The 26,565-nt window shown below is 71.4% G+C and carries 24 protein-coding genes; 19 read left to right on the top strand and 5 right to left on the bottom strand.

What is annotated here, in order from left to right:
* Genes ACIBCU_RS12285 through ACIBCU_RS12250 form a run of 8 tightly spaced genes read left to right on the top strand, consistent with a single transcriptional unit; the run spans position 1 to position 7,202 of the window.
* A complete protein-coding gene (locus ACIBCU_RS12285) occupies positions 1-1,140 on the top strand; it encodes an MCE family protein (protein ID WP_399231012.1) in 1,140 nt (379 codons plus the stop codon).
* Positions 1,137-2,279, top strand: coding sequence for an MCE family protein (locus ACIBCU_RS12280; protein ID WP_399231010.1), 1,143 nt, complete (start codon positions 1,137-1,139; stop codon positions 2,277-2,279). The genes ACIBCU_RS12285 and ACIBCU_RS12280 overlap by 4 nt, the downstream gene beginning before the upstream one ends.
* Positions 2,279-3,514 (top strand): MCE family protein, encoded by a 1,236-nt coding sequence (locus ACIBCU_RS12275; RefSeq protein WP_399231008.1) that lies wholly within the window; start codon positions 2,279-2,281, stop codon positions 3,512-3,514. Before ACIBCU_RS12280 ends, ACIBCU_RS12275 begins: the two co-directional genes overlap by 1 nt.
* The gene (locus ACIBCU_RS12270) at positions 3,511-4,032 is read left to right on the top strand and encodes a hypothetical protein (protein WP_362937217.1); all 522 of its coding nucleotides are present in this window, start codon (positions 3,511-3,513) and stop codon (positions 4,030-4,032) included. Before ACIBCU_RS12275 ends, ACIBCU_RS12270 begins: the two co-directional genes overlap by 4 nt.
* Entirely contained in the window at positions 4,029-4,616 is a 588-nt protein-coding gene (locus tag ACIBCU_RS12265) for a hypothetical protein (RefSeq protein ID WP_399231006.1), read from the top strand. The genes ACIBCU_RS12270 and ACIBCU_RS12265 overlap by 4 nt, the downstream gene beginning before the upstream one ends.
* Before the next feature lie 12 nt (positions 4,617-4,628).
* On the top strand, positions 4,629-5,159 hold the full coding sequence (locus ACIBCU_RS12260) for a nuclear transport factor 2 family protein (RefSeq protein WP_399231004.1): 531 nt from the start codon (positions 4,629-4,631) through the stop codon (positions 5,157-5,159).
* 41 nt (positions 5,160-5,200) lie between these two features.
* On the top strand, positions 5,201-5,950 hold the full coding sequence (locus ACIBCU_RS12255) for a hypothetical protein (RefSeq protein WP_362937226.1): 750 nt from the start codon (positions 5,201-5,203) through the stop codon (positions 5,948-5,950).
* Between the two features lie 19 nt (positions 5,951-5,969).
* Positions 5,970-7,202 (top strand): lytic murein transglycosylase, encoded by a 1,233-nt coding sequence (locus ACIBCU_RS12250; RefSeq protein ID WP_362937229.1) that lies wholly within the window; start codon positions 5,970-5,972, stop codon positions 7,200-7,202.
* A gap of 4 nt (positions 7,203-7,206) precedes the next feature.
* On the opposite strand, the gene ACIBCU_RS12245 is transcribed toward ACIBCU_RS12250, so the two are convergent.
* Positions 7,207-8,268 (bottom strand): ATP-dependent DNA ligase, encoded by a 1,062-nt coding sequence (locus tag ACIBCU_RS12245; RefSeq protein WP_362937232.1) that lies wholly within the window; start codon positions 8,266-8,268, stop codon positions 7,207-7,209.
* Positions 8,269-8,362: 94 nt separating this feature from the next.
* On the opposite strand from ACIBCU_RS12245, the gene ligD reads away from it, so the two are divergent.
* Positions 8,363-9,370, top strand: coding sequence for a non-homologous end-joining DNA ligase (gene ligD, locus ACIBCU_RS12240; RefSeq protein WP_362937345.1), 1,008 nt, complete (start codon positions 8,363-8,365; stop codon positions 9,368-9,370).
* Complete coding sequence (locus ACIBCU_RS12235) at positions 9,367-10,446, top strand: ABC transporter permease (RefSeq protein ID WP_399231001.1); 1,080 nt, start codon at positions 9,367-9,369, stop codon at positions 10,444-10,446. Before ligD ends, ACIBCU_RS12235 begins: the two co-directional genes overlap by 4 nt.
* Before the next feature lie 13 nt (positions 10,447-10,459).
* Here ACIBCU_RS12235 and ACIBCU_RS12230 read toward each other — a convergent pair whose 3' ends face one another.
* Complete coding sequence (locus ACIBCU_RS12230; RefSeq protein WP_399230999.1) at positions 10,460-12,697, bottom strand: OmpL47-type beta-barrel domain-containing protein; 2,238 nt, start codon at positions 12,695-12,697, stop codon at positions 10,460-10,462.
* Entirely contained in the window at positions 12,694-15,138 is a 2,445-nt protein-coding gene (locus tag ACIBCU_RS12225; protein ID WP_399230997.1) for a ThuA domain-containing protein, read from the bottom strand. The genes ACIBCU_RS12230 and ACIBCU_RS12225 overlap by 4 nt, the downstream gene beginning before the upstream one ends.
* A 285-nt stretch (positions 15,139-15,423) precedes the next feature.
* On the opposite strand from ACIBCU_RS12225, the gene ACIBCU_RS12220 reads away from it, so the two are divergent.
* Complete coding sequence (locus tag ACIBCU_RS12220; RefSeq protein WP_362937244.1) at positions 15,424-16,413, top strand: multicopper oxidase domain-containing protein; 990 nt, start codon at positions 15,424-15,426, stop codon at positions 16,411-16,413.
* A 33-nt stretch (positions 16,414-16,446) separates the two neighbouring features.
* Here the strand turns inward: ACIBCU_RS12220 and ACIBCU_RS12215 are convergent, their stop codons facing one another.
* Together ACIBCU_RS12215 and ACIBCU_RS12210 are read right to left on the bottom strand one after the other, a co-directional pair.
* The gene (locus tag ACIBCU_RS12215) at positions 16,447-18,627 is read right to left on the bottom strand and encodes a DEAD/DEAH box helicase (protein WP_399230995.1); all 2,181 of its coding nucleotides are present in this window, start codon (positions 18,625-18,627) and stop codon (positions 16,447-16,449) included.
* A gap of 94 nt (positions 18,628-18,721) precedes the next feature.
* Positions 18,722-19,501 carry an IclR family transcriptional regulator gene (locus tag ACIBCU_RS12210; protein WP_399231665.1) on the bottom strand — a complete coding sequence of 260 codons (780 nt, stop codon included), beginning with the start codon at positions 19,499-19,501 and terminating at the stop codon, positions 18,722-18,724.
* 195 nt (positions 19,502-19,696) lie between these two features.
* Between ACIBCU_RS12210 and ACIBCU_RS12205 the strand changes: the two genes are divergently transcribed.
* The 8 genes from ACIBCU_RS12205 to ACIBCU_RS12170 all read left to right on the top strand — a co-directional run bounded on the left by ACIBCU_RS12205 (position 19,697) and on the right by ACIBCU_RS12170 (position 26,509).
* Positions 19,697-19,807, top strand: a complete 111-nt coding sequence (locus ACIBCU_RS12205; protein ID WP_362937250.1) for a putative leader peptide — start codon at positions 19,697-19,699, stop codon at positions 19,805-19,807.
* 148 nt (positions 19,808-19,955) lie between these two features.
* Positions 19,956-20,999 carry an ABC transporter substrate-binding protein gene (locus ACIBCU_RS12200; RefSeq protein WP_399230992.1) on the top strand — a complete coding sequence of 348 codons (1,044 nt, stop codon included), beginning with the start codon at positions 19,956-19,958 and terminating at the stop codon, positions 20,997-20,999.
* Entirely contained in the window at positions 20,996-22,003 is a 1,008-nt protein-coding gene (locus ACIBCU_RS12195) for an NrtA/SsuA/CpmA family ABC transporter substrate-binding protein (RefSeq protein ID WP_399230990.1), read from the top strand. The genes ACIBCU_RS12200 and ACIBCU_RS12195 overlap by 4 nt, the downstream gene beginning before the upstream one ends.
* Positions 22,000-22,839 (top strand): ABC transporter permease, encoded by an 840-nt coding sequence (locus ACIBCU_RS12190; RefSeq protein WP_399230988.1) that lies wholly within the window; start codon positions 22,000-22,002, stop codon positions 22,837-22,839. Before ACIBCU_RS12195 ends, ACIBCU_RS12190 begins: the two co-directional genes overlap by 4 nt.
* Positions 22,836-23,618, top strand: a complete 783-nt coding sequence (locus ACIBCU_RS12185) for an ABC transporter ATP-binding protein (protein WP_362937262.1) — start codon at positions 22,836-22,838, stop codon at positions 23,616-23,618. The genes ACIBCU_RS12190 and ACIBCU_RS12185 overlap by 4 nt, the downstream gene beginning before the upstream one ends.
* Positions 23,619-24,515: an ABC transporter substrate-binding protein gene (locus tag ACIBCU_RS12180; RefSeq protein ID WP_399230986.1), complete on the top strand. Its 897-nt coding sequence runs from the start codon at positions 23,619-23,621 to the stop codon at positions 24,513-24,515.
* Positions 24,516-24,520: 5 nt separating this feature from the next.
* A complete protein-coding gene (locus ACIBCU_RS12175) occupies positions 24,521-25,594 on the top strand; it encodes an LLM class flavin-dependent oxidoreductase (RefSeq protein ID WP_399230984.1) in 1,074 nt (357 codons plus the stop codon).
* 123 nt (positions 25,595-25,717) lie between these two features.
* Entirely contained in the window at positions 25,718-26,509 is a 792-nt protein-coding gene (locus ACIBCU_RS12170) for a VOC family protein (RefSeq protein WP_362937271.1), read from the top strand.
* Positions 26,510-26,565: the final 56 nt, after the last annotated feature.

Here is a 26,565-nt window from a genome sequence, read left to right as displayed (position 1 = left end):
ATGAGACGCACACGCATCATCGGGATCGGCGCCGGGCTCGCGGTCGTGGCGGTCGCCGCCACCTCGGGTGTGATGGCGATGGACGACCAGGGGAAGACCACCGTCACCGCCTACTTCGACCAGGCCACGGGCGTGTACGCCGGATCGGACCTGCGGATCCTCGGTGTGAAGGTCGGCACCGTCGCATCCGTCGAACCGAGCGGCAAGGAGGTCAGGGTCACCCTGCGGCTCGACAAGGGCGTCAAGGTTCCCAAGGAGGCGCACGCCGTCGTCGTGGCCCCCAGTCTGGTCGCTGACCGGTACGTACAGCTCGCGCCGGCGTACACCGGGGGAGCGCGGCTCGAGGACGACGCCGTACTCCCGGCCGCCCACAACGCCACCCCCGTCGAGGTGGACCAGCTGTACGAGTCGATCACCGAGCTCTCCACGGCTCTCGGCCCGGACGGCGCCAACACGGACGGCGCGCTCGCGGAACTCCTCGACACCGGGGCCAAGAACCTCGACGGCAACGGAAAGGCCATCGGAGACTCCGTCGAACAGTTCGGCAAGGCGACGAAGACGCTCGACAGGAGCAGCGGGAACCTCTTCGACACGCTGTCCTACCTGCAGACCTTCACCACGGTGCTGAAGGACAACGACGGCGACGTGCGGGCCGCCGAGCAGCAGTTGAACACCGTCACCGGCTTCCTAGCCGACGACAAGAAGAACCTCAGCGCGGCCCTGAAGGAACTGGGCAAGGCGCTCGGCCAGGTCAAGGGCTTCATCCAGAGGAACCGCGGCGCCCTCAAGCAGAACGTGGACCTTCTGCTGCCGCTCACCCAGACCCTGGTCGACCAGCGCGCCTCGCTCGCCGAGTCCCTCGACACGCTGCCCCTCGCGGCGGGCAACGTGCTGAACGCCTACGACCCGGCGAACCGCACCCTCAACGGGCGCACCGACCTCAACGAACTGTCGATGGGCGGGCCGCTCACCGGGACCGAGACCGGCGCCGCCGGACTGCGAGGGCTGGCCCCGGTGGACACCACCCGGCAGGAGGCACTGCCCGCACTCCCGCTGCCCGCCGTCGGCACCGTCTACGGCACCCCGGAGAAGTCCGGGACGAAGACCGGAACGGACGAGAAGAAGGAGGCGACCCCATGAGCCCCGCCCTGCGCAGTCCCGGCACCCGCGCGGTCACGGGCCTCGGCGCCCTGGTCGCCGCCGGTGTCGGCTTCGTGCTGGTCGCCACGACCGTCGGCCTGCCGTCGTTCTCGGGCATCGAGCAGGTGCCGCTGCCCGGCGGGGCCGATCTCGGAGACCACCCGTACGAGATCACCGCCGAGTTCGGCGACGTCCTCAGTCTCGCCCCGCAGTCCTCGGTCAAGGTCAACGACGTAGCCGTCGGCCGGGTCACCGAGATCGCCCTGACCCCGGGCAGCTGGACCGCCAAGGTCACCATGCGCGTCAACGGGAAGATCGACCTGCCCGCCAACGCCTACGCCCACCTCGAACAGTCCAGCCTTCTCGGCGAGAAGTTCGTCCAGCTCTCGCCCCCGAGCGCCGGCACCGCCCAGGGCGCCCTCAAGGACGGTGACCGGATCCCGCTCTCCCGCACCAACCGCAACCCGGAGGTCGAAGAGGTCTTCGGCGCCCTGTCGATGCTCCTCAACGGGGGTGGGGTCGACCAGCTCAGGACCATCACCACCGAGCTCAACAAGGCACTCGCCGGACAGGAACCGCAGATCCGCTCGATGCTGAAGCGGGTCGACACCCTCGTCACGAACCTGGACGGCCACAAGGAGGACATCACCCAGGCACTCGACGGCGTCAACCGGCTCTCCGCCACCCTCGCCACCCGCAAACAGGACGTCGGCACGGTCCTCACCGGTCTCAGCCCCGGTCTGAAGGTCCTGGAGAAGCAGCGCGGATCGCTCCTCACCATGCTGCGCTCGCTCGACTCGCTCTCCACCGTCGCCGTCGACACGATCAACAAGAGCAAGGCCGACATGATCGCCGACCTCAAGGCCATCGCACCCACGCTCACCGCGCTCGCCGACTCCGGCAACGACCTGCCGGACTCCCTCCAGGTGCTGGTCACCTACCCGTTCACCGACGAGGTGCTCCGCGGGGTGAAGGGCGACTACCTCAACGTCTACCTGGACGTGACCGCCCAGCCCGGCACCCAGGTCATCCCCGCACTCACCCCGCCCACGGAGTCCGGCGCGCAGAAGACGTCCGGGGCGGCGCTGCCCCTGCCGCTCCCCTCGGTCACCCCACCGGGAACGGAGGGCACCCGCTGATGATCACCCTCGCCATCCGGCTCAAGAACATCGCCTTCCTCGTCATCGCCGTACTCGTCCTCGGCTTCCTGGGGGTGCGGTACGCCGACCTCGGCCACTACGTCGGGCTGCGCGACTACTACACCGTCACGGTGCAACTGCCGCAGACAGGAGGTCTGTACACCCATTCCAACGTCAGTTACCGAGGCGTGTCCGTGGGCAGGGTCGGCCCGATCGAGCTCACCGACGACGGGGTCGAGGCCGAACTGCGCATCGAGAACGACGCGCCGCGCATCCCGGACAGCCTGCAGGCCGTCGTCGCCAACCTCTCCGCGGTCGGCGAGCAGTACATCGACCTGCGCCCCACCCGCGCGGACGGCCCCTTCCTGGAGAACGGCTCGGTCATCGACCAGGCCGACACCACCATCCCCGCACCCGTCACCGACGTCCTCGTCGGCGTCAACGACCTGACGGCCTCCGTCGACACGGAAGCCCTGCGCACGGTCGTCGACGAATTCGGCACGGCGTTCAGCGGGCGTGGCGACGACCTCCAGGTCCTGCTCGACACCGGCAGCGAGTTCATCGAGGCCGCCGACGAGGCCCTGCCGACCACCACGAAGCTGATGGCCGACGGTGAGACCGTGCTGCGCACCCAGAACGAACAGGGTGAAGCACTCAAGGGCTTCGCCTCCGGGGCCGAAGAACTCGCCGCCGAACTCAAGGGATCCGACACCGACCTGCGCCGGCTCATCGCCGCGGCGCCCGATGCCACCGAACAGATCAGCGGCCTGCTGCGCGACCTCGACCCCGCCTTCGGCGTGGTCGTCGCCAACCTCCTCACCACCTCCGAGGTCGCCGTCACACGGCAGCGCGGACTGGAGGAACTCCTGGTCAAGCTCCCCGCCGTCGCGGCCGCCGGCGCCGGCGCCGTCGACCAGGACGGGGCCAGGTTCGGCATGTCGGTCACCTTCTTCGAACCACTGCCCTGCACCGCCGGATACGGCTCCACCACCTACCGCCCCGGCACCGACGTCTCGGCGGCCCCCGCGGCCAACACCAAGGCCCGCTGCGCGTCCTCGCCCGGCAGCGGCATCAACGTCCGCGGCAGCGCCAACGCCCCGAAGGGCGGCCCCGTACCCGAACCGTTCACGCCGGGCTCCGGCCTCCTCCCGGACACGCTCGGCACCACCGGGAAGGCCACCGTGCCGCAGGCCGACGGTATGGCCGGCCTGCTGGGCCTGGGAGGCGGCTCATGAGCGACCGTACGAGAACGGGGCTCGGCTGGGCCGCCCTGCTCACCGCCGTGCTGGTCTGCGCGCTCGGCACCTGGTCGTACGCCCAGGCCCGGGGGGACGACACGCTGGCGTACGCGAAGAGCCGCGACGCCGCCCTCGCCGACGGCAGGCGGCACCTCGCCCGGCTGACCAGCATGGACGGCAAGAGCGCCGCGCGTGTGAAGTCCGGCCTCACCGCGTGGCTGGACGCCTCGACCGGACCGTTGCACGACCGGCTGGAGCGCACCCGGAAGAAGGACGCCGGCGAGCTCACCGAGTCCGGCGCCACCGTGCGCGGCAAGGTCACCGACGCCGCCCTCACCGTGCTCGACGACCGGGCCGGCACCGCGGCGCTCATCGCGACCGTCGACGTCGAGATCACCCCACGCACCGGCAAGGGCGGGACGGAGCGCAAACGCTTCGAGGCGACGCTCGCCCGGACCGGGGACGGCTGGAAGATCAAGGCACTTGACGCGCTACCGGTCGGGAGCGGCTCATGAAGCAGAACACGGGAACAGCGACGATCCCGCCGGACCTCGACCCCGTACCGGACGCGGATCCCGCGCCGGACGTTCCCCCCGCCCGTCGGAGGTGGGCCCGCCCGGCCGCGGCACTGCTGGCAGTCGCCCTGCTGGGCGTGGGCGCCACCCTGTTCGTCCAGGGGCAGCGGCTGCGCGACACCCCAGCCACCTCCAACCACGCCCTGACGGACTCCACCGCGACCACCCGGGTCGCCGGCGACGTGAGCAGCGCGCTGGGCAAGGTCTTCTCGTACAGCCCGCAGACCACCGGCGCCACCAAGGAGTCGGCGAAGCAACTGCTCGGCGGCCGGGCCCTCCAGCAGTACGCGGCGCTGTTCGGCCAGGTCGAGAAGCAGGCCGCGGACCAGAAGCTGACGCTCACCAGCGAGGCCGTACGCGCCGGAGTCACCCGGCTCACCGGCAGCAGCGCCCGCCTCCTCGTCTTCCTCGACCAGATCTACGAGCGCGAGGGGAAGCCCGCCACCACGGCGGCGGCGCAGCTGTCCGTGACCGCGGAACTGCGGGACGGGCACTGGCGGATCGTCGACATCACCTCCAGGTAGGGGAGCACCGAGATGGCACGGGTACGCACGACGAGGAATCCGCTGCGGGCGGCAGCGGTCGCGCTGACGGTCGCGGCCGCCGTCGCCGCGGGCTGGGGAGGCTGGTCCCGCTACGAGGCCACGCACGACGACTCGGCGGCCTACGCGCAGGCCCGCGACGACGCGCTGGCGGCGGGGGAGCAGGGGGTGCAGAACATGAACACGCTCGACCACGCCCGGCTCGCCGAAGGGCTCGACAGCTGGGAGGACTCGACCACCGGTGAGCTGCACAAGCAACTCGTCGACGGGCGGGACGCGTTCGTCAAGCAGATCGAGGCGGCCAGGACGGTCAGCACCGCCAAGGTCCTGTCCGGAGCGGTGACGGAGCTGGACGACCGGGAGGGGAAGGCGGGTGTGATGGTGGCGCTGCGGGTCACCGTCACCGCCCCCGAGGGCGAGCCCGCGGTCAAGGAGAGCCGGATGCTGGGGCAGCTCACCCGCACCCCCGGCGGGTGGAAGCTCAGCGCCCTCGGCCAGGCGCCCGTCGGAAACACCACCGGCTGACCCCGCCCGTCCGCCACGCACGCCTTCGAGAGGACCCCGACATGTCGACGACCCGTCACCTCGTCAACCGCCGCCGCCGGCTCGCCACCGTCGCCGCCACGACCGCGCCGCCGCGTACGGCCGCGGCACCGGGACCGGCGCCCGGAGCTCCTGGGACACCCGGGGCGACGGAGCCACCGGAAGCGGCGGACACGGCCGCCGCCCAAGCGCCCGAGGACGGGGCCGGGACGGAGGAGGAGGCCGCAGGCGACGGGCCGCCGCGCAGACGGCTGCCCCGCCTGCGCATCAGGCTGCCCGCCGTCCTCTGCGCCGCGACGGTCCTCCTCGGCGCCTTCGCCGTCTGGTCGTTCACCTCGGCCGGAGCGCTGCGCGACGAGCCGAGCCGGCAGAACGCGGCCCTCACCGACATCGGCAGGACCAGCGAGGTCAAGGGACAGATCACCGAGGCCGTCGGCGCGGTCTTCTCCTACGACTACGCCTCGCCGGCCAAGTCCGACCGGGCCGCGCGGAAGCACCTGACCGGCAAGGCGGTCCAGCAGCACAAGGACATGCTCGCGGAGGTACGCGCGCAGGCGCCGAAGCAGAAACTCGTCCTCACCACGACCGTCACCCGGAGCGGCGTCGAACTGCTCGACGGCGACCGGGCCCGGCTGCTGATCTTCGCCGACCAGAGCAACACCCGTACCGGCAAGGAGGAGGAGACGACGTACGCCGCCGCCATGTTCGCCGTGGACGCCGTTCGCCGCGGGGACACCTGGCGGATCGCGGCCATCGACACGTTCACGCGATGACCCAGGAGAGGGAGGACACATGAGGTTCGACGGAACCATGCGCCGCGGACTCGCCGGCACGGCCACCGCGGTCGCGGCCATGGCGGCGCTCACCGCGTCCCAGGCCCCGGGGCTCACGGGCGGCGGAGGTGCCGACGACATGAAGAACGTGGCGTCGGACGACGTGGTCTGGACCGAGGTGCCGAACGACGACAGCTACCACACCGAGCTGCCACCCCTGGAGTCACCGGAGCCGCCGAAGAGCACCGACAGGAAGCCCCGACCCGCCGTGGCGCAGTCCTGGGCCGAGGCGGGCATCCCCGCCACCGTCCTGGCCGCCTACCGCGACGCGCAGAGAGCGCTCGGCCGCAGCGACCCCGGCTGCCGTCTGCCCTGGCAGTTACTCGCGGCGATCGGCAAGGTGGAGTCCGGCCACGCGAGCGGGGGGCGGGTGGACGCCGCCGGCACCACCCTCACGCCGATTCTCGGCCCCGTCCTCAACGGCAGCGGCTTCGCGCACATCGCCGACACCGACGGCGGCGCGTACGACGGCGACGCCCGGTACGACCGGGCCGTCGGGCCCATGCAGTTCATCCCCTCCACCTGGGCCCACTGGGGGAAGGACGGCAACGGCGACGGGCGCGAGGACCCCGGCAACATCGCCGACGCCGCGCTCGCCGCCGGCCACTACCTCTGCGCCGGGCCCCGCGACCTGTCCGTACGGGCGGACCTGGACAGGGCGGTCCTCAGCTACAACCACTCGGACACCTACCTCCGTACGGTCCTGTCCTGGCTGGAGTTCTACCGCAAGGGCGTCCACCCCGTGGCCGACGGCGAGGGCGTGATCCCGAAGAGCCCCGGTGCGGGAGGTCCCCACGCCCCCAGGAGCCCGGTCGGCGGGGCCGCTCCCGGCAAGGGCGGCGGCATCGTCGTCGGCCCGCAGCCCACCCGCACACCGGCTCCCTCCACCTCTCCGGCCCCCACCCCGACGGATTCGGGCACCCCTGATCCGAGCGGTTCGGCGACGCCCACGGAACCCGGCCCCGACCCGACCGACAGCGGGCCCACGGATCCGACGACGACCCCCGGTCCGACGACGGCGCCCGACCCGACGTCCACGCCGGATCCCACCACGACACCGGACCCGACCACTTCCCCCGACCCGGACCCGAGCACCACCGGCCCGGCCTGTCCCACGCCCTCCGCGGATACCGGACCCGCCGCCCCCACGGACGCGCCCACCGACGACCCCTGCCCCACGCCCACCGCATGACGGGTCAGCGGCCGCCGAGCACCTCGGAAAGGTCGTACCGCACCACTTCCTCCAGTTGCGCGTAGGTGCAGCCGGAGGGGGTGCGGTCCGGCCGCCACCGCCGGAACTGGGTGGTATGGCGGAAGCGGTCACCCTCCATGTGGTCGTACGCCACCTCGCAGACCCGCTCCGGGGCCAGCGCCACCCAGGACAGGTCCTTCTTGCCGGACCAGCGGCTCGGGGCGCCCGGCAGCCGTGCCCCCTCGTGTGCCGCCGCCTCCGCCCAGGCCGCCCACGGATGCTCCGAGGGGTCGATGCGCAACGGGTCGAGCTCCTCCAGGAGTTCCGCGCGCCGCTTCATCGAGAAGGCCGCGCACACTCCCACGTGCTGGAGTGCGCCCCCGGCGTCGTACAGACCGAGCAGCAGTGAGCCGACCACCGGGCCGCTCTTGTGGAAGCGGTAGCCCGCCACCACGCAGTCGGCGGTCCGCTCGTGCTTGATCTTGTACATGGTCCGGGCGTCCGGCCGGTACGGCAGATCGAGTGGCTTGGCGACCACCCCGTCGAGCCCCGCTCCCTCGTACCGCTCGAACCACTCCTGGGCGAGGGCCGGGTCCGTGGTCGACGGGGCGAGATGGACGGGTGCCGAAGCGTCCCCGAGCGCCCCCTCCAGGACCGTCCGCCGGTCGGTCTGGGCGGTGGCGAGCAGGGACGTGTCGTCGAGGGCGAGGATGTCGAAGGCGACGAAGCCCGCCGGGGTCTGCCCGGCCAGCATCCGCACCCGCGAATCGGCCGGATGGATGCGCTCGCTCAGCCGGTCGAAGTCCAGTCGCCCGTCGTACGGCAGGACGATCTCGCCGTCGATCACACACCGCGGCGGCAGATTCTCCCGCACGGCGGTGACCACCTCGGGGAAGTAGCGGGTGAGGGGCTTCCCCGTCCGGCTGCCGATCACCACCTCGTCGCCGTCCCGGTGCACGATCGCCCGGAATCCGTCCCACTTCGCCTCGTACTGCATACCGGGGGGAATCGCGGACACGGACTTGGCGAGCATCGGTTTCACAGGAGGCATCACCGGCAGGTCCATGGCCCGATTCTCACTCACCGCGCGGAGCACGTCTTCCGATATGCGGCATATGTGGGCCCGGCCTACGGTGTCCGACATGGGAGCAGGAGCAGCGGTGGAGCTGGACGTGGACGGACGGGCCGTGCGGCTGTCCAATCCGGACAAGGTGTACTTCCCGGAGAAGGGCTACACCAAGAAGGACGTGGCCGGCTACTTCCAGGCCGTCGGGCCGGGGATCCTCCGAGCCCTGCGCGAGCGGCCGACCACCCTCCAGCGCTTCGTCGACGGGGTCGAGGGTGATTTCTTCTACCAGAAGCGCGCGCCGAAGAACCTCCCCGACTGGACCCCTACCGCCCGGATCGAATTCCCCAGCGGCCGGCACGCCGACGAGATGTGCCCCACCGAGCTGGGCGCCGTCCTCTGGGCGGTCAATCTCGGCACCCTCACCTTTCACCCCTGGCCCGTGCGCAGGGCGGACACCGACCACCCCGACGAGCTGCGCATCGACCTCGACCCGCAGCCCGGCACCGATTACGCCGACGCGGTGAGGGCCGCCCACGAACTGCGGTCGGTCCTGGAGGACCACGGGCTGCGCGGCTGGCCCAAGACCTCCGGCGGGCGGGGCATCCACGTCTTCGTCCCGCTGGTCCCGGAGTGGACCTTCACCCAGGTCAGGCGCTCCGCCATCGCGGTGGGACGGGAACTGGAGCGCAGGATGCCGGACCGGGTGACCACCGCCTGGTGGAAGGAGGAGCGGGGCGAGCGGATCTTCGTCGACTACAACCAGACGGCCCGCGACCGCACCATCGCCTCCGCCTACTCCGTACGCCCCTTCCCGCACGCCCCGGTCTCCGCCCCCCTGCGCTGGGAGGAGATCGACGACGCCGAGCCCCGCGACTTCGACCTGCGCACCATGCCCGCGCGCTACGCCGAGGTGGGTGACCTGCACGCCGACATGGACGACCACGCCTTCCGCCTCGACCAGCTGCTGGAACTGGCGAGGCGGGACGAGCACGAGCACAAGCTCGGCGACCTGCCCTATCCGCCGGAGTACCCGAAGATGCCGGGCGAGCCGAAGCGGGTGCAGCCCAGCCGCGCCCGGCAGGACGACGGAGACGCATGAGCGCCGACGAGGGGACCGAGCACCCGGCGCACGGCGCCCACGGCAGACCCCCGACCCGGGCCGAGAAGTGGGCATCGTACAAACAGTCCCCGTACGTCCCCGCCTTCGTGCTGCTCTTCATCCTCGCCGCCGCGGCCGGGCTCTTCGCCGGCTCGTACACCTACACGATGGCCGACCCGACGCCGCGCCGGATCCCCGCCGCGGTGGTCGGCGACGTCGAGGCCCGGGGCGGGAAGCAGTTCGTCGCCGGGATGGAGAAGGCCCTCGACGCCTCCCTGCGCCTGCACCCGTACGCCACCCGGGCCGGCGCCCGCGAGGCCATGGAGGAGCAGAAGGTCTTCGTGACCCTGCGGCCGGGCGAGCGCGGGGTGGCCATGGACATCGCCGGTGCCGCCGGGGCCACGGTCGCCCAACTTCTCGCCGAGACGGGGGCGAAGGTCGCGAAGGCCACCGGGGCCCCGGTCACGATCACGGACGTCAAGCCGCTCCAGAAGGGCGACCCGCGCGGGCTGGCGCTCTTCTACATCTCGCTGGCCGCCGTCATCGTCGGCTTCGTCGGAGCCATCCAGCTCAGCGTGCACGCCCGAGCGCTGAATCCCCTGGAGCGGATCGCCTTCACCGTCGCCTACGCCCTGCTGGGCGGCTTCTCGATCGCCGCCGTGGTGGACTGGCTGATCGGCGCGCTGGACCTGCCGTTCGTCGAGTCCTGGCTGATCCTGTCGTTCACGATGTTCACGTCGGGCATGGTCTTCACCATGTTCAACACCCTGATGGGGCGCTGGGCGATGCTTCCCACCTGGGGACTCATGGTGCTGCTGGGCAATCCGTCGTCCGGGGGAGCGGTGTCCTGGCCGCTGCTGCCCTCGGCGCTCGGCCACATCGGGCGCTGGCTGCCGCCGGGGGCGTCGGTCAACGCCCAGCACACTGCGGTCTACTACCAGGGCCACCAGTACGCCTTCCCGTTCCTGGTGCTGGCGGCCTGGTCCCTGGTCTCCTGCACGGTCTTCTGGGTGTGGCGCCACCGGCACCCAGGAGGCCGTGACCACATGCCGGAGCATGCGGCCACGGCCTCGTGAGTGCGCCTCGCCCCTACAACTCCTGGATACGGATGTCGCGGTACGAGATCACGTCCGTGGTGCTGTGGACCTGGAGCCCGATGTAACCGGAGGCGTACCGCCGGCCGTCGGTGCCCGGGTCGTCGCCCCGCGGCGGCTCGAAGAGCTGGCCGCCGTTGTTGTCGAACTCGTTCAGCAGGACACCGTTGCGGTAGACCGAGTAGTGCTGGTCCACCACCCGGATCTCGTAGTCGTTCCAGGTGCCCTTGGGAGTGACCCCGGCCCCGCCGAGACCGACCCGGTCGAACCCGTAGACGGACCCGGTCTTGTACATGTCGCCGTCGGGCCGGTCGTTGACCTGGATCTCATGGCCGTACTTGATGGCGACCCACTCCGGACGGGACTCCTCCGGGTGGTCGTGGACGTTCGGGAAGCGGACGAAGACCCCGCCGTTGGCGTTGCCGCCCTCCGGGGCGTCGTCCCGCCACTGGAGCTTCAGCGAGAAGTCCCCGTACTGCCGGGACGGGAACCAGAGCATCCCCATGCCGTCCACCGTGGTGGAGCTGGTGATCGAGCCCTCCTCCTCGTTCAGCGCGAACTGTCCGCCGCCGACCTGCTCCCACTTGGCGAGGGACGCGGCGGTGCCGTCGAAGAGCTTGCGGTAGCCCTCGTCCTGGCCCGGCTTGCCGATGCCGGACTGCTTGGCCGCCTTGTAGATCTTCTTGTGCTCACGGGCGTCGATGACCCCGTCGGTGAGCAGCTTGTCCAGGACCTTGTCGACGTGCTTGAGGAACAGGGCGTGCGAGGACCAGTCCTTCTCGTCCTCGATGAGCTCGTTGATCGTGCAGCGGTTGCCGGTGAGGCGGTTGGGGACACCGGTGTCGACCGTGCCGACGATGACGGTGAGCCGTTCGTCGAACTCGGGGCAGTTGGGTGCCGGGACACCGCCGCTCTGCGCGACGGTGAACGAGCTCTGCTTCGCCTCCGAGGTGTTGCCGGCCTTGTCCGTCGCCCGGTGGGCGAACGTGTGGTGGCCGACGCGGTCGACGATGACGGGGGAGGAGTACGCGAGGTACGGGCCGCCGTCGAGGGAGTACTCGGCCTTGTCCACGCCCGAGTCGTCGTCGGTCGCGCTGAGGGTGACCTCGGCGCTCGTGATGAACGCGCCGTCCGAGTTCTTGTCGCCCGTCACGACCACGGAGGTCTCCGGCGGCGTCTTGTCCTGCGAGGGCGGTTCGACGACGGTGAAGCCGACGGACTTCTCCTCGGCCGCGTTCCCCGACTTGTCGGTGGCGCGGTAGCGGACCGTGTGGGCACCGACCTCGTGCACCATCACGGGTGCGGTGTACGGCTGCCAGGCGCCGTTTGCCCCGACGGCGTACTCGATGGTGTTGACCCCTGACCCGGTGTCGGACGCGGTCACGGTGACCGTGGCCATGCCGAGGTACGCGCCCGCGTCGTCCTTCTCGCCCGAGACGGTCGCGGAGGTCTCCGGCGGGGTCCTGTCGTCCGTCGGCGGCGCGGCGACCGCGAAGTCGACGGACTTCTCCTCCGCCGCGTTGCCCGACTTGTCCGTGGCGCGGTAGCGGATGGTGTGGCTGCCCACCTCGTCCACCACGACGGGCGCGGTGTACGGCTGCCAGGCGCCGTCCGCACCGACCGCGTACTCGACGGTGTCGACCCCCGATCCCGCGTCCGTCGCCGCCACGGTGACGGTGGCCTGGCCGATGTACGCGCCGTCGGCGTTCTTGTCGCCGTCCACCGTCGCCGAGGTCTCGGGGGCGGTGGTGTCGTCACCGCCGCCACCGTCCTCGCTCACCGTGAGGATGCCCTGCATCGAGCCGTGGCCGGGGATCGTGCAGTGGTAGAAGTAGCGGCCGGGTGTGAGAGTGACCTCGACGCTGTGCTTGCCGCCCTCGCTGTCACTGGGGTTGGCCAGGATGTTGACCGCGACGTCGTTGTTGAACTCCGGGTCCGAGACGCTGAACGTCAGCGTGTGCGGCATGCCCGTCGTGTTGCCCGTGGCCGCGCTGTTCTCGAAGACGATGGTCGCGGCGCCCGCCACCGCCGTCTTCGGCGCCGTCAGGTAGTGGTCGATGGGGTCGCCCGCGGTCCAGTTGAGAACCTGGTCGGCCGCGGCCGCCCTGCTGTCGTCCCGTCCGTAGGCTGCGGTCGACGCCAGCCCGAGGACCATCAGGAACGAACCGAGCAGGGCGAGCCACCATCGGGCGGGCCCGTACCGCCGTCGCGTGAGGAGTGAAGGGTGTCTCACTGCGCTGCCGCCTTCCTGGCCAGGTCTGCGGCGGCCGGGGTCGGACCGCCGCCCTTGTACGTCACGCGCCACAGCGCGGACTTGGAGTCGGAGGTGAAGAAGCCGCGCCCGTAGTCCAGGACGTAGAGCGAGCCGTCCGGGGCGAACTTCCAGTCCATGAGGTTGCGGATGCCGTCCGCACCGACCGGAATGATCTTCTTCAGGGACTCGGCGTGCGTGGGCAGTCCGCCCTTGCCGACCGTCTTCGGGTCGGTCAGCACGGCGTGACGCGGCTGGGTGTCGTCGTAGAAGTCACCGACGAACCACTTCCCGTCCCAGTACGAGGGCCACTTGGCCTCGCTGGTGCTCGCCGCGTCGTAGCGGTAGACCGGGCCGTTCATCGTGGCCTGGCCGCCGCCCTTGAGCCAGGGCAGGAGCTGCTTCTGGTCCTCGACCTTGTAGCTCGGGATGCCGTTCGCGTCCCGCGGGTAGTCGATGCCGCCGCCCTGGGGCGAGTACCAGATGGTGTTGCCGGTCACCGGCGGCAGCTTGACCAGGCCGTCGTTGTTCGGCGACTCGTTCTTCGGCGCGTCGCAGTCGTACCAGCCCAGCGGCTTGGTGGGATCGGGCAGGTTGCGGTCCCGGTAGGGCTGCTTGTTGCCCATGCAGTACGGCCAGCCGTGGTTGCCGGCCTTGGTGATCGCCGCGAACGTGTCGTACTTGGCGGGGCCCCAGGTCGTGCTCGGCGCGCCCGCGTCGGGGCCGACCCAGCCCGCGTACAGCGTGTCGGTCGACTTGTCGATGGAGATGCGGGCGGGGTTGCGGACACCCATCACGTAGATCTCGCCACGGGTCTTGCCGCCGCCCTCGTCCGGCTCCTTGCCCGTGAAGAGATTGCCCTCGGGCAGGGTGTAGGTGCCGTCGTCCTCGGGGTGGATCCGCAGGATCTTCCCGTTGAGGTTGTTGGTGTTGCCCGCGGTGCGCCGGGCGTCGGCGAAGGACACGCCCTTGTAGTTCGGCTGAGGGTTGTTGCCGGAGTAACCGTCGCTGAAGCCGGAGGAGTTGTTGTCCCCCGTGGCGATGTAGAGGTTGCCCTTCGAGTCCCAGGCCATCCCGCCGCCCGCGTGGCAGCAGCTGTGGATCTGGACCGGCCAGTGCAGGAGCACCTTCTCGGACGCCAGGTCCAGCTTGTTCGTGGCGTGGTCGAAGGTGAAGCGCGAGACCTGGCGCACCGCCATCTGCTTGTCGCGGTCGATCTTCGCGTGCGGGGTGTAGTGCAGATACACCCAGCCGTTGGTGGCGAAGTCCGGGTCCAGCTCGATCCCGAGCAGGCCCTCCTCCACCTTGACCAGTTCGTCTCCGCCGCCCTTGTTGCCGAAGACGCTCAGCTTGCCGGCGAGGGTGACCTTCTTGGTGGCGGGGTCGTAGACGTGGATCTCGCCCTCGCCCTTGCCGACGTTCGGGTCGTTCCAGTCGGTGACCACCGGCACGCTGCTGTCCGCGCCGCCCCGCCCGATGTAGAAGATCCGCCCGTCCTTCGCGGTCACGAGGCCGTGCGGTTCGCCGATCTGGTCGTTCCGGCCGGGCTGATTGGGCTGGGTGAGCCGCTCGGCCGCGTAGTTGGAGTCGATCGTGGCCTTGCAGTCGGCCTGCGACAGACGGCTCGTCCAGGCGAGCGCGCCGCGCAGATGATCGCGGAAGTCGGTCTCGGCGAAGCTCGCCGCCGTACCGCCCATGGCGGTGTAGAAGGAGCGCCCGCCGTCGTAGTCACGGCACCAGGAGACCGGGTGGTCCCAGCCGTTGGCGCTCTTGCCGGGGGTGTAGGTGAGCTCGCGGACGCGGGCCACGGTGTGCACGTCGCCGGACGGGTTGTCCTTCCAGTTCAGCCACTTGTCCGGGCGCTTCCACTCCAGCGGGAGGTTCTTCGTCGCCGGGTGCTGCCGGTCGCCGATCTCCACGGTGGCCCGCTGGACGCCTGTCGGGCTGTCCGCCGCCGGGCGGGCGCCGACCAGGCCGGTGAACCAGTCGGAGTACGGTTCGGTGCGCGCCGCGTCATGGATGCCGAGGAAGCCGCCGCCGGCCTCCATGTACGCCTCCAGGCCCGCCTCCTGCTCCGGGTCCAGCACATCGCCGCCGCCGGTCAGGAAGACGACGGCGTTGTACTTGCCGAGTTTCCTGCCGTTGGTGAAGACCCCGGCGTCGTCGGTGGCGACGGTCTTGAAGCGCCCGGCCTCAGGACCGCTGAGCCCGATCTTCTCGATGGCCGCGATGCCCGCGTCCACGGTCGGCGACTCCTCGCCGGCCGAAGCGTGGAACACCAGTACCTTGACGTCGGCCCCGCCGGGCGGCGTGGGAAGGGACAACGTTGTCGCCATCCGTTCCTTCAGCCCAGGATCCGGATAAGGGCTGGCAGTGGCCGCGTTGCCGCCGAGCAGGGACGCGGTCAGGGCACCTGCCGCCACGGCCGCCGCGATACCGCGGCGCGATCTGGACCTGTGATGTGGTGTGCGCTGCATGTGGTCACCCACCCCTCTTGGTCACTTCTCTGGTCACTTCTTCGTCACCGCACCTCTGTGGTCACTGCGACAGCGCACGAAGCTAGACCTCTTTTCGTGGCTCGCCAATAGGTATGGCAGCAATCGAACGAACTTTGTCCTGAGTGTGGATAAACCACCGGCTCACGGCTACCGTGTGGGCCGTCCAGGGGAGCAGCGCGTCAGTTTCCGTCTCGCAGTGGGGAGTTCGACATGGACCGAAGGACCTTCAACCGCCGGATGCTGGTGGGCGGCGGGGTGGCGGCGGCCACCGGTGTGACATCGATGTCACTCGGCGCCGTGCAGGCCACCTCCGCGGAGAACCCCGCGAAGACGGCCCCCGCGGGCGGCGTCGTCCGCCATCTCAAGCTGTACGCGGAGAAACTGGCGGACGGTCAGCTCGGATACGGCTTCGAGAAGGGCAAGGCGTCGATCCCCGGACCGCTCATCGAGATCACCGAGGGCGACACGCTGCACATCGAATTCGAGAACACCACGGACGTCGACGCCAGCCTCCATGTACACGGCGTCGACTACGACATCGCGAGCGACGGCACCCGGATGAACCGCAGCCATGTCGAACCCGGCGGCACCCGGACGTACACCTGGCGCACCCACGCCCCCGGCCGCCGCAAGGACGGCACCTGGCAGGCGGGGAGCGCCGGTTACTGGCACTACCACGACCACGTGGTCGGCACGGACCACGGCACGGGCGGCATCCGCAAGGGGCTGTACGGGCCACTCGTCGTACGCCGCAAGGGAGATGTGCTGCCGGACAAGACGATCACGATCGTCTTCAACGACATGACCATCAACAACAAGGCGGCCCACGAGAGCCCGAACTTCGAGGCCACCGTGGGCGACCGGGTCGAAGTCGTGATGATCACGCACGGCGAGTACTACCACACGTTCCACATCCACGGGCACCGCTGGGCGGACAACAGGACGGGGCTGCTCACCGGCCCCGACGACCCCAGCCGCGTGGTCGACACGAAGATCTGCGGACCGGCGGACTCCTTCGGCTTCCAGATCATCGCGGGCGAACACGTGGGAGCCGGCGCCTGGATGTACCACTGTCACGTCCAGAGCCACTCCGACATGGGGATGGCCGGCCTGCTGCTCGTCGCCAAGGCGGACGGCACGGTGCCGGGCTACGACCCGCCGCACCACGCGGCAGGCGCGGCCGAGGAGCACGCACACTGAGACCGGCCGGCCCGCGGGGGCGGCCGGCCCGGGTCAGGCCCCGGCCGCCATCCGCTGCTGCTCCTCCTCGACGATGCGCCGGGCGAGGGCCCCGTCCGACACGTCGACGGCGTCGGGCGTCGCCTCGGCGAGATCGCTGCGCCGCGCGTACGCGTCGAAGAGCCGGTCCTTACGCGCCAGGATGTCCAGCATCCGCTGGTCCACACTGTCCGTCGCGAGGAGCCGGTGGACCCGCACGGTCCGTATCTGCCCCATGCGGTGAGCCCTGGCCACCGCCTGGTGCTCCATCGTCGGCTTGATCTGCGGCTCGCACAGGATGACCACCGACGCCGCCTGGATGTTGAGACCGACGCCACCGGCCTGTATCTGGCTCAGCAGCACCGCGTGCCCGTCCACCGCGCCGAAGCGGTCGACGAGTACCTGCCGGCGGGCCGCCGGGAGGCTGCCGGAGACCGGACCGAACACCCTGTCGCCCAGGGCCTCCCGGACGGTCCGGAGCACCTCACGGAAGTACGAGAAGACCACGACCTTCAGCCCGTTGGCCTCGGCCTCCGCGACGAGCTCGCGCAGCCGGTTCAGCTTCGCCGACGTCTCGGGGCGGGCGTACGCGGCGCGGCGCATCCGCATGAAGTGCCCCGAGCCGACCGCCTCGCGGTACGCCTCCAGGTCGGCCGGGGAGAACTCCTCCCACTCGTCGGCCTGCACCAGTGCCGGGAGTTCGCTCAGCACGTCGTCCTGGTTCCGGCGCAGATAGGCGGGCGCGACGGCCCTGCGGAACGCGTGCGATCCGGCGACGCCGTGTGTGGAGGTGACGAGCGGTGCCAGCTCGGGCCGCAGTTGCCGCACCAGGCTCCGGAACTCCTCGACCCGGTTCTCCATCGGGGTGCCGGTCAGGAACAGCACCCTCTCGGTGTGTCGCGTCCAGCCGCCCACGGCCCGGGAGCGCCGGGTCTCGGGGTTCTTCACGAAGTGGGCCTCGTCCACCACCACCATGCCCGGCCTGACCCCGGACTCCGGGCCTTCAGGCAGGGTGGACAGCGCGTCGAAGGTGGTCAGGGCGACCCCGCCCCGCTCGCACCACTCGCCGAACGCCCCCTGCCGCTCGGGACCGTGCACCGGCACGGCCCGCAGGGTGGAGCGGGCGGTGATCTCCCGCCGCCAGTTGATCAGGACGCTCGCGGGGCACACCACCAGGAAGTGCTTCTCGCCCCCGGCCGCGAGATGAGCCAGCGCGGCGATGGCCTGCACGGTCTTGCCGAGCCCCATCTCGTCGCCCAGGATCACCCGCTTCTGGGCCAGCGCGAAGCGCGCTCCGAAGGACTGGTAACCGCGCAAGGAGACCCGCAGGCACGCGTCGTCGAGCCGCAGCCCGCGGACCCGGTCCGCGATCCCGGCAGGCAGGAACCCCTCGGCCGCGTCCCGGTCCGGTCCGCTGCCGGACAGCTCGGCGAGCAGGCTGTAGTACTCGGCCGAGCGCAGCTCGAAATCGACCCAGGCCTCCGCCTCCGACGCGGGACCGCGCAGCAGGTCGACGGAGACCTGCCCGAACAGGGTCCGGAGTCCGCGTGCGTCCGCGTCCCGCACCACCGCCCGTACGGAGGCGACGGCGGCCGGAACCCGGGCGCCGGCGGCCCGTCCCGAGAAGAGCATCCGCAGCCGGCTCCGCGCCGGCGCCGCCGACACGAGCAGCGGTTCCAGCTCCGCGGACAGACGGCGGGCGGCGTCGACCGCCCGGCGCACGTCGGGGCCGCCCTCCACCAGCCGGTGCAGGGCGACGAGCAGCGCGTTCGTCGCCGCGTCCGACTCGTCCATGTCCATCCGTACGGCGACGGTGTCCCGGACCGCGTGCGCGATCTGCCGCGCCGCGGCCAGCGCCTGGTCCGCCGTCTGCGCACCGACACCGGGGATCTGGCGGAGTTCGTAACGCCCCGCTCCGTGGACGCGGCCGACCGTCCTGTACCCGGCCTGTTCCAGCGCGCCGAGCCGCAGCCGGCCCTCCGTGACGTCCGCCAGCCGGGAGGCGGGGATGGCGGCCAGTTCGAGGGCGACGAGGGAGTCCAGCAGGGGGGTGAGCGCGGCGTGCGCGGCCTCGACGGCGCCGCGGTGATCGTCCAGCACGGCGAGGGCCGTTCCGGCGAGCGTCCGGGCCTCGTCGAGCAGCTCACGTGCGGCTCTGCCCGTCGGCGTCCGGTCCGCCGGCGTTCTTCCCGTCATGTACGTCCTTCTGTCCCCGTGGCCCCGACGTGACCGGCGGCCGTGCCTCCCCGGGCGTCTCCCATCGTGCCACGGGCGCGAGGCGGTACCGCGCTCACCGGGCGGGCGCCCTGCGCTCCGCCGGTGTCAGCATCAGCACCTCCAGCGCACGCGCGCAGGACCGCGCCTCCTCGAGGAACCAGGCCGTCCGTCCGTCCGTGATCACGGAGGGAGTGGCGCGGACGGCGAGCGCGAAGCGCGCATGGCCGGCGCCGTCCAGCACGGGCACGGCCAGGGTGCGTACCCCGGGCGCCGACTCACCGTCGTTGAGGGCGTAGGCATCCGCCCGTACGCGATCCAGCTCGGCCTGGAGCAGCGCTGGTTCCACGATCGTGCGCTCGGTGAAGGCGTGCAGCGGGAGCGTGGCCGGGCCGCTCTCGCCCGGCCTGGCCCAGGCCAGCAGCACCTTGCCCAGGGCCGTCGAGTGGAGCGGCCGGCGGAGGCCCGTCCGCGGTGTGACGGAGCCTCCCGCGACGATCACGGCATGCGGGCCGCTGCGTAGGGCGAGATCGGCCGTTGCGCCCGTGCGCTCGGCCAGATCGGTCAGCTCCGGGGCGGCCAGGTGCAGCCCGCGCTGGTGGTACGAGAGCCGGCCCAGCTCCGTCACCGCGGGCCCCAGCCGGTAGCGCGCGGTCCGGGCGTCCTGTTCGAGGAACCCCGCGCCGAGGAGGGTGCGGGCCAGCCGGTGTGCCGTGGAGGCCGAGAGCTCCAGGCGCCTGGCGAGATCGGAGGCGCTCAGGTCGGGGCCGTTGTCGTGGAAACAGTGAAGGACGTCCAGCGCGCGCCGGACTGCCTGCGCCCCGCCGGGAGTACGCGCCGCCGCTGCCTCACTCATGCCGGTCTCGCTCTCCGTTCGGTGGATGGAAGGGGACATGGTTGCCACATTACGGGAGCGCGGAGATGGTCAATCCGCGTTGTGCAACATGCCGTTCATGTTGGGTCCCACATCATGGGAGGGCAGTTGTGGGCGGGAGCGGGCCCGTGGCAGGCTGCGGTTCCTCACCACCGGCGTACGGGAAGGAGCAGGGCCATGATCGGCCTCAGGTCCATGTCCCCCGGCGGCTCCGCTCCGGTCACCCTCGTCCTCACGCTGCGCCGTCACATCGACCTGGCCCGCGTCTCCAGCGCCGTCTGTCGCTGAAGCCCCGTACCGCTCCGGCCCCCGCACCCCGCTGACGCGGCCGGCCCTCTGTTCCCCGCGGCGCCCTCCGCCGCCCGCGGCCGTGCCCCCGTGCCTCGGGCCGGGCGCGGCCCGCCCTCCTGCTCCGCCGAGCCCCCGGGAAGACTCCATGACGCGTTCCGCCGTGCTGCCCAGCACCCTCTGGTTCACCCGCTGTCCCGTACCCACCGCGACGGGCATCGCCGCCGACCGGCGCTGGCTCAGCGAGGAGTTCGCCCCCGACGGTATCGCCGTGCGTTCCCTCCAGGACGCCGCACCCGACGCGGACCGCGCCAGCCACTACACCCACGCCCTGCCGGGCCTGTTCCGTGAGGGCGGCAACGTGCCCGCCCTCTGGGCCCGTTCGCGTGGCGAGGCGACCCGCTTGATCGGCCTCACATGGATCGAGGAACGCCAGGCCGTCCTGGTCGCTCCCGGATCCGGGATCAGGGGAGCCGACGCCCTGCGCGGTCTGCGGCTCGCGGTGCCCTCCCACACCATCGCCATCGACTTCTGGCGGGCCATGGCGCTGCGCGGGTTCGAGGGCGCGCTCGTCTTCGCCGGCCTCGCCCTGGACGACGCCGTACTCGTCGACGTACCCGCCGACGCGCACGAGGGCCAGTGGGCCGCCGAACTCGACGCGCTGCGGCGCGGTGACGTGGACGCGGTGTACGTGAAGGGCGCGGTCGCCGTGGAGGCCGCCCGCCGGGCCGGAGCGGAGGTCGCCGTCGAGCTCGACGAGCTGCCCGACCGCCGGTTCCGCGTCAACAACGGCACCCCACGCCCCATCACCGTGCACCAGCGGCTGCTCGACGACCACCCCGACCTCGTCGACCGGTTCCTCGCCGTCCTGCTCAGGGCGGCCGACTGGGCCACCGGACATCCGGCCGACGTCGACCGCATCCTGGGCGCCGAGACCGGCGCGGGCGCCGCCGGGGTCGCCGGAGCCTACCGGCCCGGCACCCACCTCACCCTGCGCCCCGACCTCTCCGCCGAGCGCCTCGGCCTGCTGGCCGGGCAGGAGGCGGCGCTGCGCGCCCACGGCTTCCTCCCGGAGCCCGTCGACGTCGTCTCCTGGGCCGACCCCGAGCCGCTGAACAGGGCAGCAGCCCGCGCTCGCCTCCACCCCGCCCCCTCGCCCGCCCGCGAACCCGAAGGACCGCTGTCCGTATGAACCAGCACCGATCAGTCCGTACGACGATCGCCCCCGCCCTCCTCACGGTCACCGCGCTCGTGGCCCTCAGCGCCTGCGGCACGTCCGAGGCCGACAGCGGGTCCGGCGCCACCGTCACCGTGCGCATCCCCGACCCCGGCAACTCCGGAGTCCTCGCCGTCGGCAAGAAGGACGGCAGCCTCGACAAGGCCCTCGGCAAGGTGGGCGCAGAGGTGGAGTGGACCGGCAGCGCCGGGCCCTTCGCCCCGGCAGCCCAGGCGATGAACGCGGACCAGCTCGACTTCGCCACCGGCTCCATCACCTCGGGCATCACCTCGCTCGCCCAGCGGCCCGGATTCAAATTCTTCACCGCCGTCGACCCCGACGCGGCGGGCGAGGGCATCCTCGTCCGCGACGGCTCGGACATCCGCTCCGTCGCCGACCTCGTGGGGAAGAAGGTCGCCGTCAACCAGGGCGGCACCGGCGAGTACCTGCTGCTGAAGGCGCTCGCCAAGGCCGGGATCCCGGCGGACAGGGTCCAGCGGGTCTATCTGCGCCCCGACCAGACCGCCGCCGTCTTCAACGCGGGCAAGGTGGACGCCTGGGCCGTCTGGGCCACCTACGCCGTGGCCGAGATCGGCAGCGGCAAGGCGCACTTCGTCGCGGACGGTGCGGCCATCGGCTCCGACAACTACAGCCTGAACGCGGTACGCACCGGCTTCGCCGAGAAGCACCCCGAGATCGTGAAGGCCCTCTACGGGTACCTCCACACGTCCAGCGTCAAGGAGAAGAAGGACCCGGCCGCCTATCTGAACGTCTTCACCGATGTCGGCCCCACCGCCGTCACCGGCAAGGCCGAGGAGGTGCAGACCGACTTCATCGCCCGGGGCGGCACGGTCGATCCGATCGTCCCCGAGGACATCGCCCGCTTCGAGGCCGTCGCCGCCTTCTACGCGGAGCAGAAGGTCACCAAGACCGAGGTGGACGTGGCGGCCCACCTCCTCGACATCGAGAAGCTGACATGAGCGCGGTCTCCGAGGCGGCCGCCGCCGAGGGCCTGGTCGCCCCGCGCCCCCAGCTCCGTACGGCACGCAGCCGCCCCTTCGCCCTCACCGTCCGCGCGCTCGGCCCGGTCGCCCTCCTCGTCCTGTGGGGGGCCGCCTCGGCCACGGGAGTGCTCACCCCCGACGTGCTGGCCTCACCCGCCGAAGTCCTGCGAGCCGTGGGTGAGCTGTGGGGGAACGGGCAGCTGCCCGACGCGCTCACCACCTCACTGACCCGCAGCGGCATCGGCCTGCTGGTCGGCCTCGCCGCCGGGCTCACCCTCGGCGTCGTCACCGGGTTCACCCGGATCGGGGACGAGCTCCTCGACTCCTCGCTCCAGACCCTGCGCACCATCCCCTTCCTCGCCCTGGTGCCGCTCTTCATGGTCTGGTTCGGGATCAACGAGACGGCCAAGATCCTCCTCATCGCCGTCGCCACGACGTTCCCCATGTACGTGTCCACATCCAGCGGCGTACGCAACACCGATCCCAAGCTGGTCGAGGCCATGCGCAGCTTCGGGATGAGTCGCCTCGCCGTCGTCAGGGAGGTCGTCGTCCCCGGGGCCCTGCCGTCGCTGCTGGCCGGGCTGCGGCTGTCCATGACGCTCAGCGTGATCGCGCTGATCGCCGCCGAGGAGATCAACTCCACCGAGGGCATCGGATACCTGATGTCCCAGGCGCAGAGCTACGCCCGGACCGACATCCTCGCCGTCTGCATCCTGATCTACGGCCTCCTGGGCCTGGCCGCCGACATCGTCGTACGCCTGCTCGAGCGCGTCCTGATGCCGTGGCGGACCCCGCAAGGAGGGACACGATGACCACCGGAGCGGAACGGCCCGCCGTACGGGTACGGGGACTGCGCCGGGTCTTCGGCACCAGGGCCGTGCTCGACGGCCTGCGGCTCGACATCGCACGGGGCGAGTTCGTCGCCCTGCTCGGTGCCAGCGGAAGCGGCAAGACCACCTTGCTCCGCATCCTGGGCGCACTGGACGGTGCCGACGGGGGAGAGGTGCTGGTCCCCGAGGCGCGCACCATCGTCTTCCAGGAGCCCCGCCTCGTACCGTCCAAGAAGGTCCTCGCCAACGTGACCGTCGCCCTGTCGCGCAGCCGTGCGCCGCACGGGCTGAGGGCCCTGGCCGAGGTCGGTCTCGAGCGGCACGCGGAGGCATGGCCAGGCACCCTCTCCGGCGGCGAGGCGCAGCGCGTGGCCCTCGCCCGGGCACTCGTGAGGGAGCCCGAACTCCTTTTGCTGGACGAGCCGTTCGCGGCGCTCGACGCCCTGACCCGGCTGAAGATGCAGGACCTGGTGGGGGAGTTGTGCCGCAAGCACCGCCCCGCCGTCCTGCTGGTCACCCACGATGTCGACGAGGCCGTACGGCTCGCGGACCGCGTCGCCGTCCTGCGCGACGGAAAGCTCGTCACGGACGAGTCCGTCGACGTCGACCGGCCGCGCGACCCGGGCGACCCCGCGTTCGCAGCACTGCGCCGCCGGCTGCTCGGCGACCTCGGGGTCGACGCGGGACCCGGCCCGCGGCCCGAACCTTCCACCACCTTGCCCTCACCGTCCCTCGCGCCCTCCGAAGCTGGAGTGATCTGAATGACCGTCACCATCGGTGTCCACAGCAGCAACCCGTCGCTCTACCACCTGTACCACCTCTCCCGTCTGGGCTTCGCCCAGGAGGAACTGGCCGCGCTGGACGAGACGGTGGCCTTCTTCCCGTACACCGACGGCGTCCGCACCGGCGAACTCCTCTCCCGGGGCGTCATCGACTTCGGCGGCACCGGCTCCACCCCGCCGGTCACCGCGCAGGCCGCGGGGCACGACCTCGTCTACACCGCCGTCTCCGCCCCGCGTCCCGAGCACGGAGCCATCCTGGTGCCCGAGGACAGCCCCGTCCGCACCGTCGCCGGTCTCGCGGGAACGACCGTCCACCTCGCTATCGGTTCCTGGCAGACCCACCTGATCGCCAAGGCGCTGGACGACGCCGGACTCTCGTACGCCGACGACATCACCGCGGTGCGCAGCAACGGTGACAGCGAACGGCTGCTGCGCGCCGGAGAGATCGGCGCCTGGATCGCCCAGGGGCCCGAACTCGCGGCAGCCCGGAAGGCAGGCGGTCTGCGCATACTCATCGCCACGGGCGACGTGATCTCCGACCGCTCCGTCTTCTTCACCCGGCGCGACTTCGCCGAGAGCCGCCCCGAGATCGTCGACGGGCTCACCCGCGCCCTGCGGCGGGCCGACGACTGGGCGGCCGCCAACCCCCGTGCAGCCGCCGAGATCGCCGCGGCGGACCTGGGCGGAAGCGCCGACGACTGGGAGACCGCGCTGCGCGCCCTCCCCTGGAGGATCGAGGTGGTGAGCGACGAGTTCATCGCCGAACAGCAGGAGGCCGCGGACATCTTCCACCGCACCGGCTTCATCGACCGCCCGGTCGAGGTCGCCGCCGCCCGGGCGCGCGTCACCGGCTCCACCGGCCCGAGGACGGTCTGAGCACCGTGGCGGCAGAAGTCCTCTGGTACGTCATCCCCCGCGAAGGCGCCTACCCCTGGGAGCCCGAAGGCCGGCGGACCGCCGATCTCGGCTATCTCACCCGGCTCGCCGGAACCGTCGAACAGCTCGGATACAGCGGTGCCCTGCTGGCCACCGACCTGTACGACGTCTGGCCGCTGGGCAGCGCTCTCGCCGCATCCACCAGCACCCGGTTCAAGCCGCTGCTCGCCGTCCACCCCGGACTCGTGTCGCCGACCCTGCTGGCCAAGATGGCGCTCAGCTTCGACCAGCTCTTCGGGGGCCGGCTGCGCTTCAACGTGGTCAACGGCTCGACGAAGGCGCTGCGGGAGTACGGGCTCCACGTGGAGCACGACGAGCGGTACGCGCTGAGCGCCGAGTACTGGTCGATCGTGAAACGGCTCACCGCCGGTGAGGTCTTCGACCACAAGGGCCGCTTCTACGACCTGCGGGACGCGGGGGCCTCGTTCCGGGACCTGAAGCCGGTGCAGGAGCCGCACATCCCGCTGTGGTTCGGCGGTTCGTCCGAGCCGGGGATCGAGATGGCGGCCCAGCACGTGGACGTCTTCCTCACCTGGGGCGAGCCGCCGCACCTGCTGAAGGAGAAGCTGGAGAAGGTCCGGGCGCGGGCCCGCGCCCACGGCCGCACCCTCCGTATCGGGCTGCGCCTCCACCTCATCGTCCGCGACACCGAGGACGAGGCCTGGGCGGCCGCCGACCGGCTGCTGGACGTCACGAGCGAGGCGACGTACGCCCGCATGCTCGGGGATCGGTCCGGCGAGGAGGGGGTGGGCTGGCAGCGCCAGTTCCGCCAGCACGGCGGACGGGTCCCGGCCCGCGCGCGGGAGCTGGAGACGCACCCCAACATGTGGCCGGGCATGAGCCTGTTCCGGCCGGGTCCGGGCACGGCGGTCGTCGGCTCGACGGCCCAGGTCGTCGAGCGTCTCAAGGAGTTCGAGGACCTGGGTGTCGACACCTTCATCCTGTCCGGGAACCCCCTGCTGGAGGAGGCCTACAGAGTCGCGGAAACGGTACTTCCGGCGCTGGGTGTCGCGCGCTGAGCCCCCGCAGCCCCGGCCGGCCCGCCGGGGCTGCGGTTGTCGGTGGCCGGTGCAAGACTCGAAGGGTCAGGACGTCTGGCGTGAGGAACGCGTGAGACACCGATTCCGCCCGAGGAGCACACCATGCTCGACCCGGCCTTCGTCACCGGCGCCCCCAACTGGATCGATCTCGGGACCCCCGACCTCGCCGCGGCCACCACCTTCTACAACGGCCTCTTCGGCTGGGACATGGTGGCCGGCGCCCCCGAGACCGGTGGCTACGGGATGTACCAGCTGCGGGGCAAGACCGTCGCCGGTGTGATGACCGTGCCGGAGGACCAGGGGAAGCCCGCCTGGTCGGTGTACTTCCAGACCCCCGACGCCGACGCCACCGCGAGGACGGTCGAGCAGGCCGGGGGCACCGCCGCGTTTCCTCCGATGGACGTGCTCGACTACGGGCGCATGGGCGGCTTCACGGACAGCACCGGGGCGTACTTCGGCGTCTGGCAGCCCGGGACGAACACCGGCCTCGGCATGATCAGGGAGCCGGGTGCCCTGATCTGGTCCGAGCTGTACACCCCGGACGTGCCCGCGGCGGCCGCGTTCTTCCACACCGTCTTCGGCTGGCAGACCGACGAGATGTCGTACCCCAGCGGTACCTACACGATGATCCAGCCCGCCGGCGGCAAGAGCGCCGACTCCTCGTTCGGAGGGGTCGTGCCCCTCGACGCGGTGCCCTCCCAGTCCGAGGCGGGACCGCACTGGCTGCCGTACTTCGCCGTGGACGACACCGACGCCACGGTCGCCGGCGTGGAACGCCTCGGCGGCCGGGTCACCATGCCGGCCACGGATGTGCCGGAGGTCGGACGGATCGCCACCTTCGCCGACCCCGCGGGTGCGGCGTTCGCGGTGATCAAGCCGGCACCCATGGAGTAGGACGGACCGGGCCGGAGAGGTGGCAGGCCCCGAATCGGCTGCCGTTGAACAATCGT

The sequence above is a fragment of the Streptomyces sp. NPDC051064 genome, from assembly GCF_044455985.1.
Lineage (GTDB): Bacteria > Actinomycetota > Actinomycetes > Streptomycetales > Streptomycetaceae > Streptomyces.
This window is presented reverse-complemented; position numbering and strand designations above follow the sequence as displayed.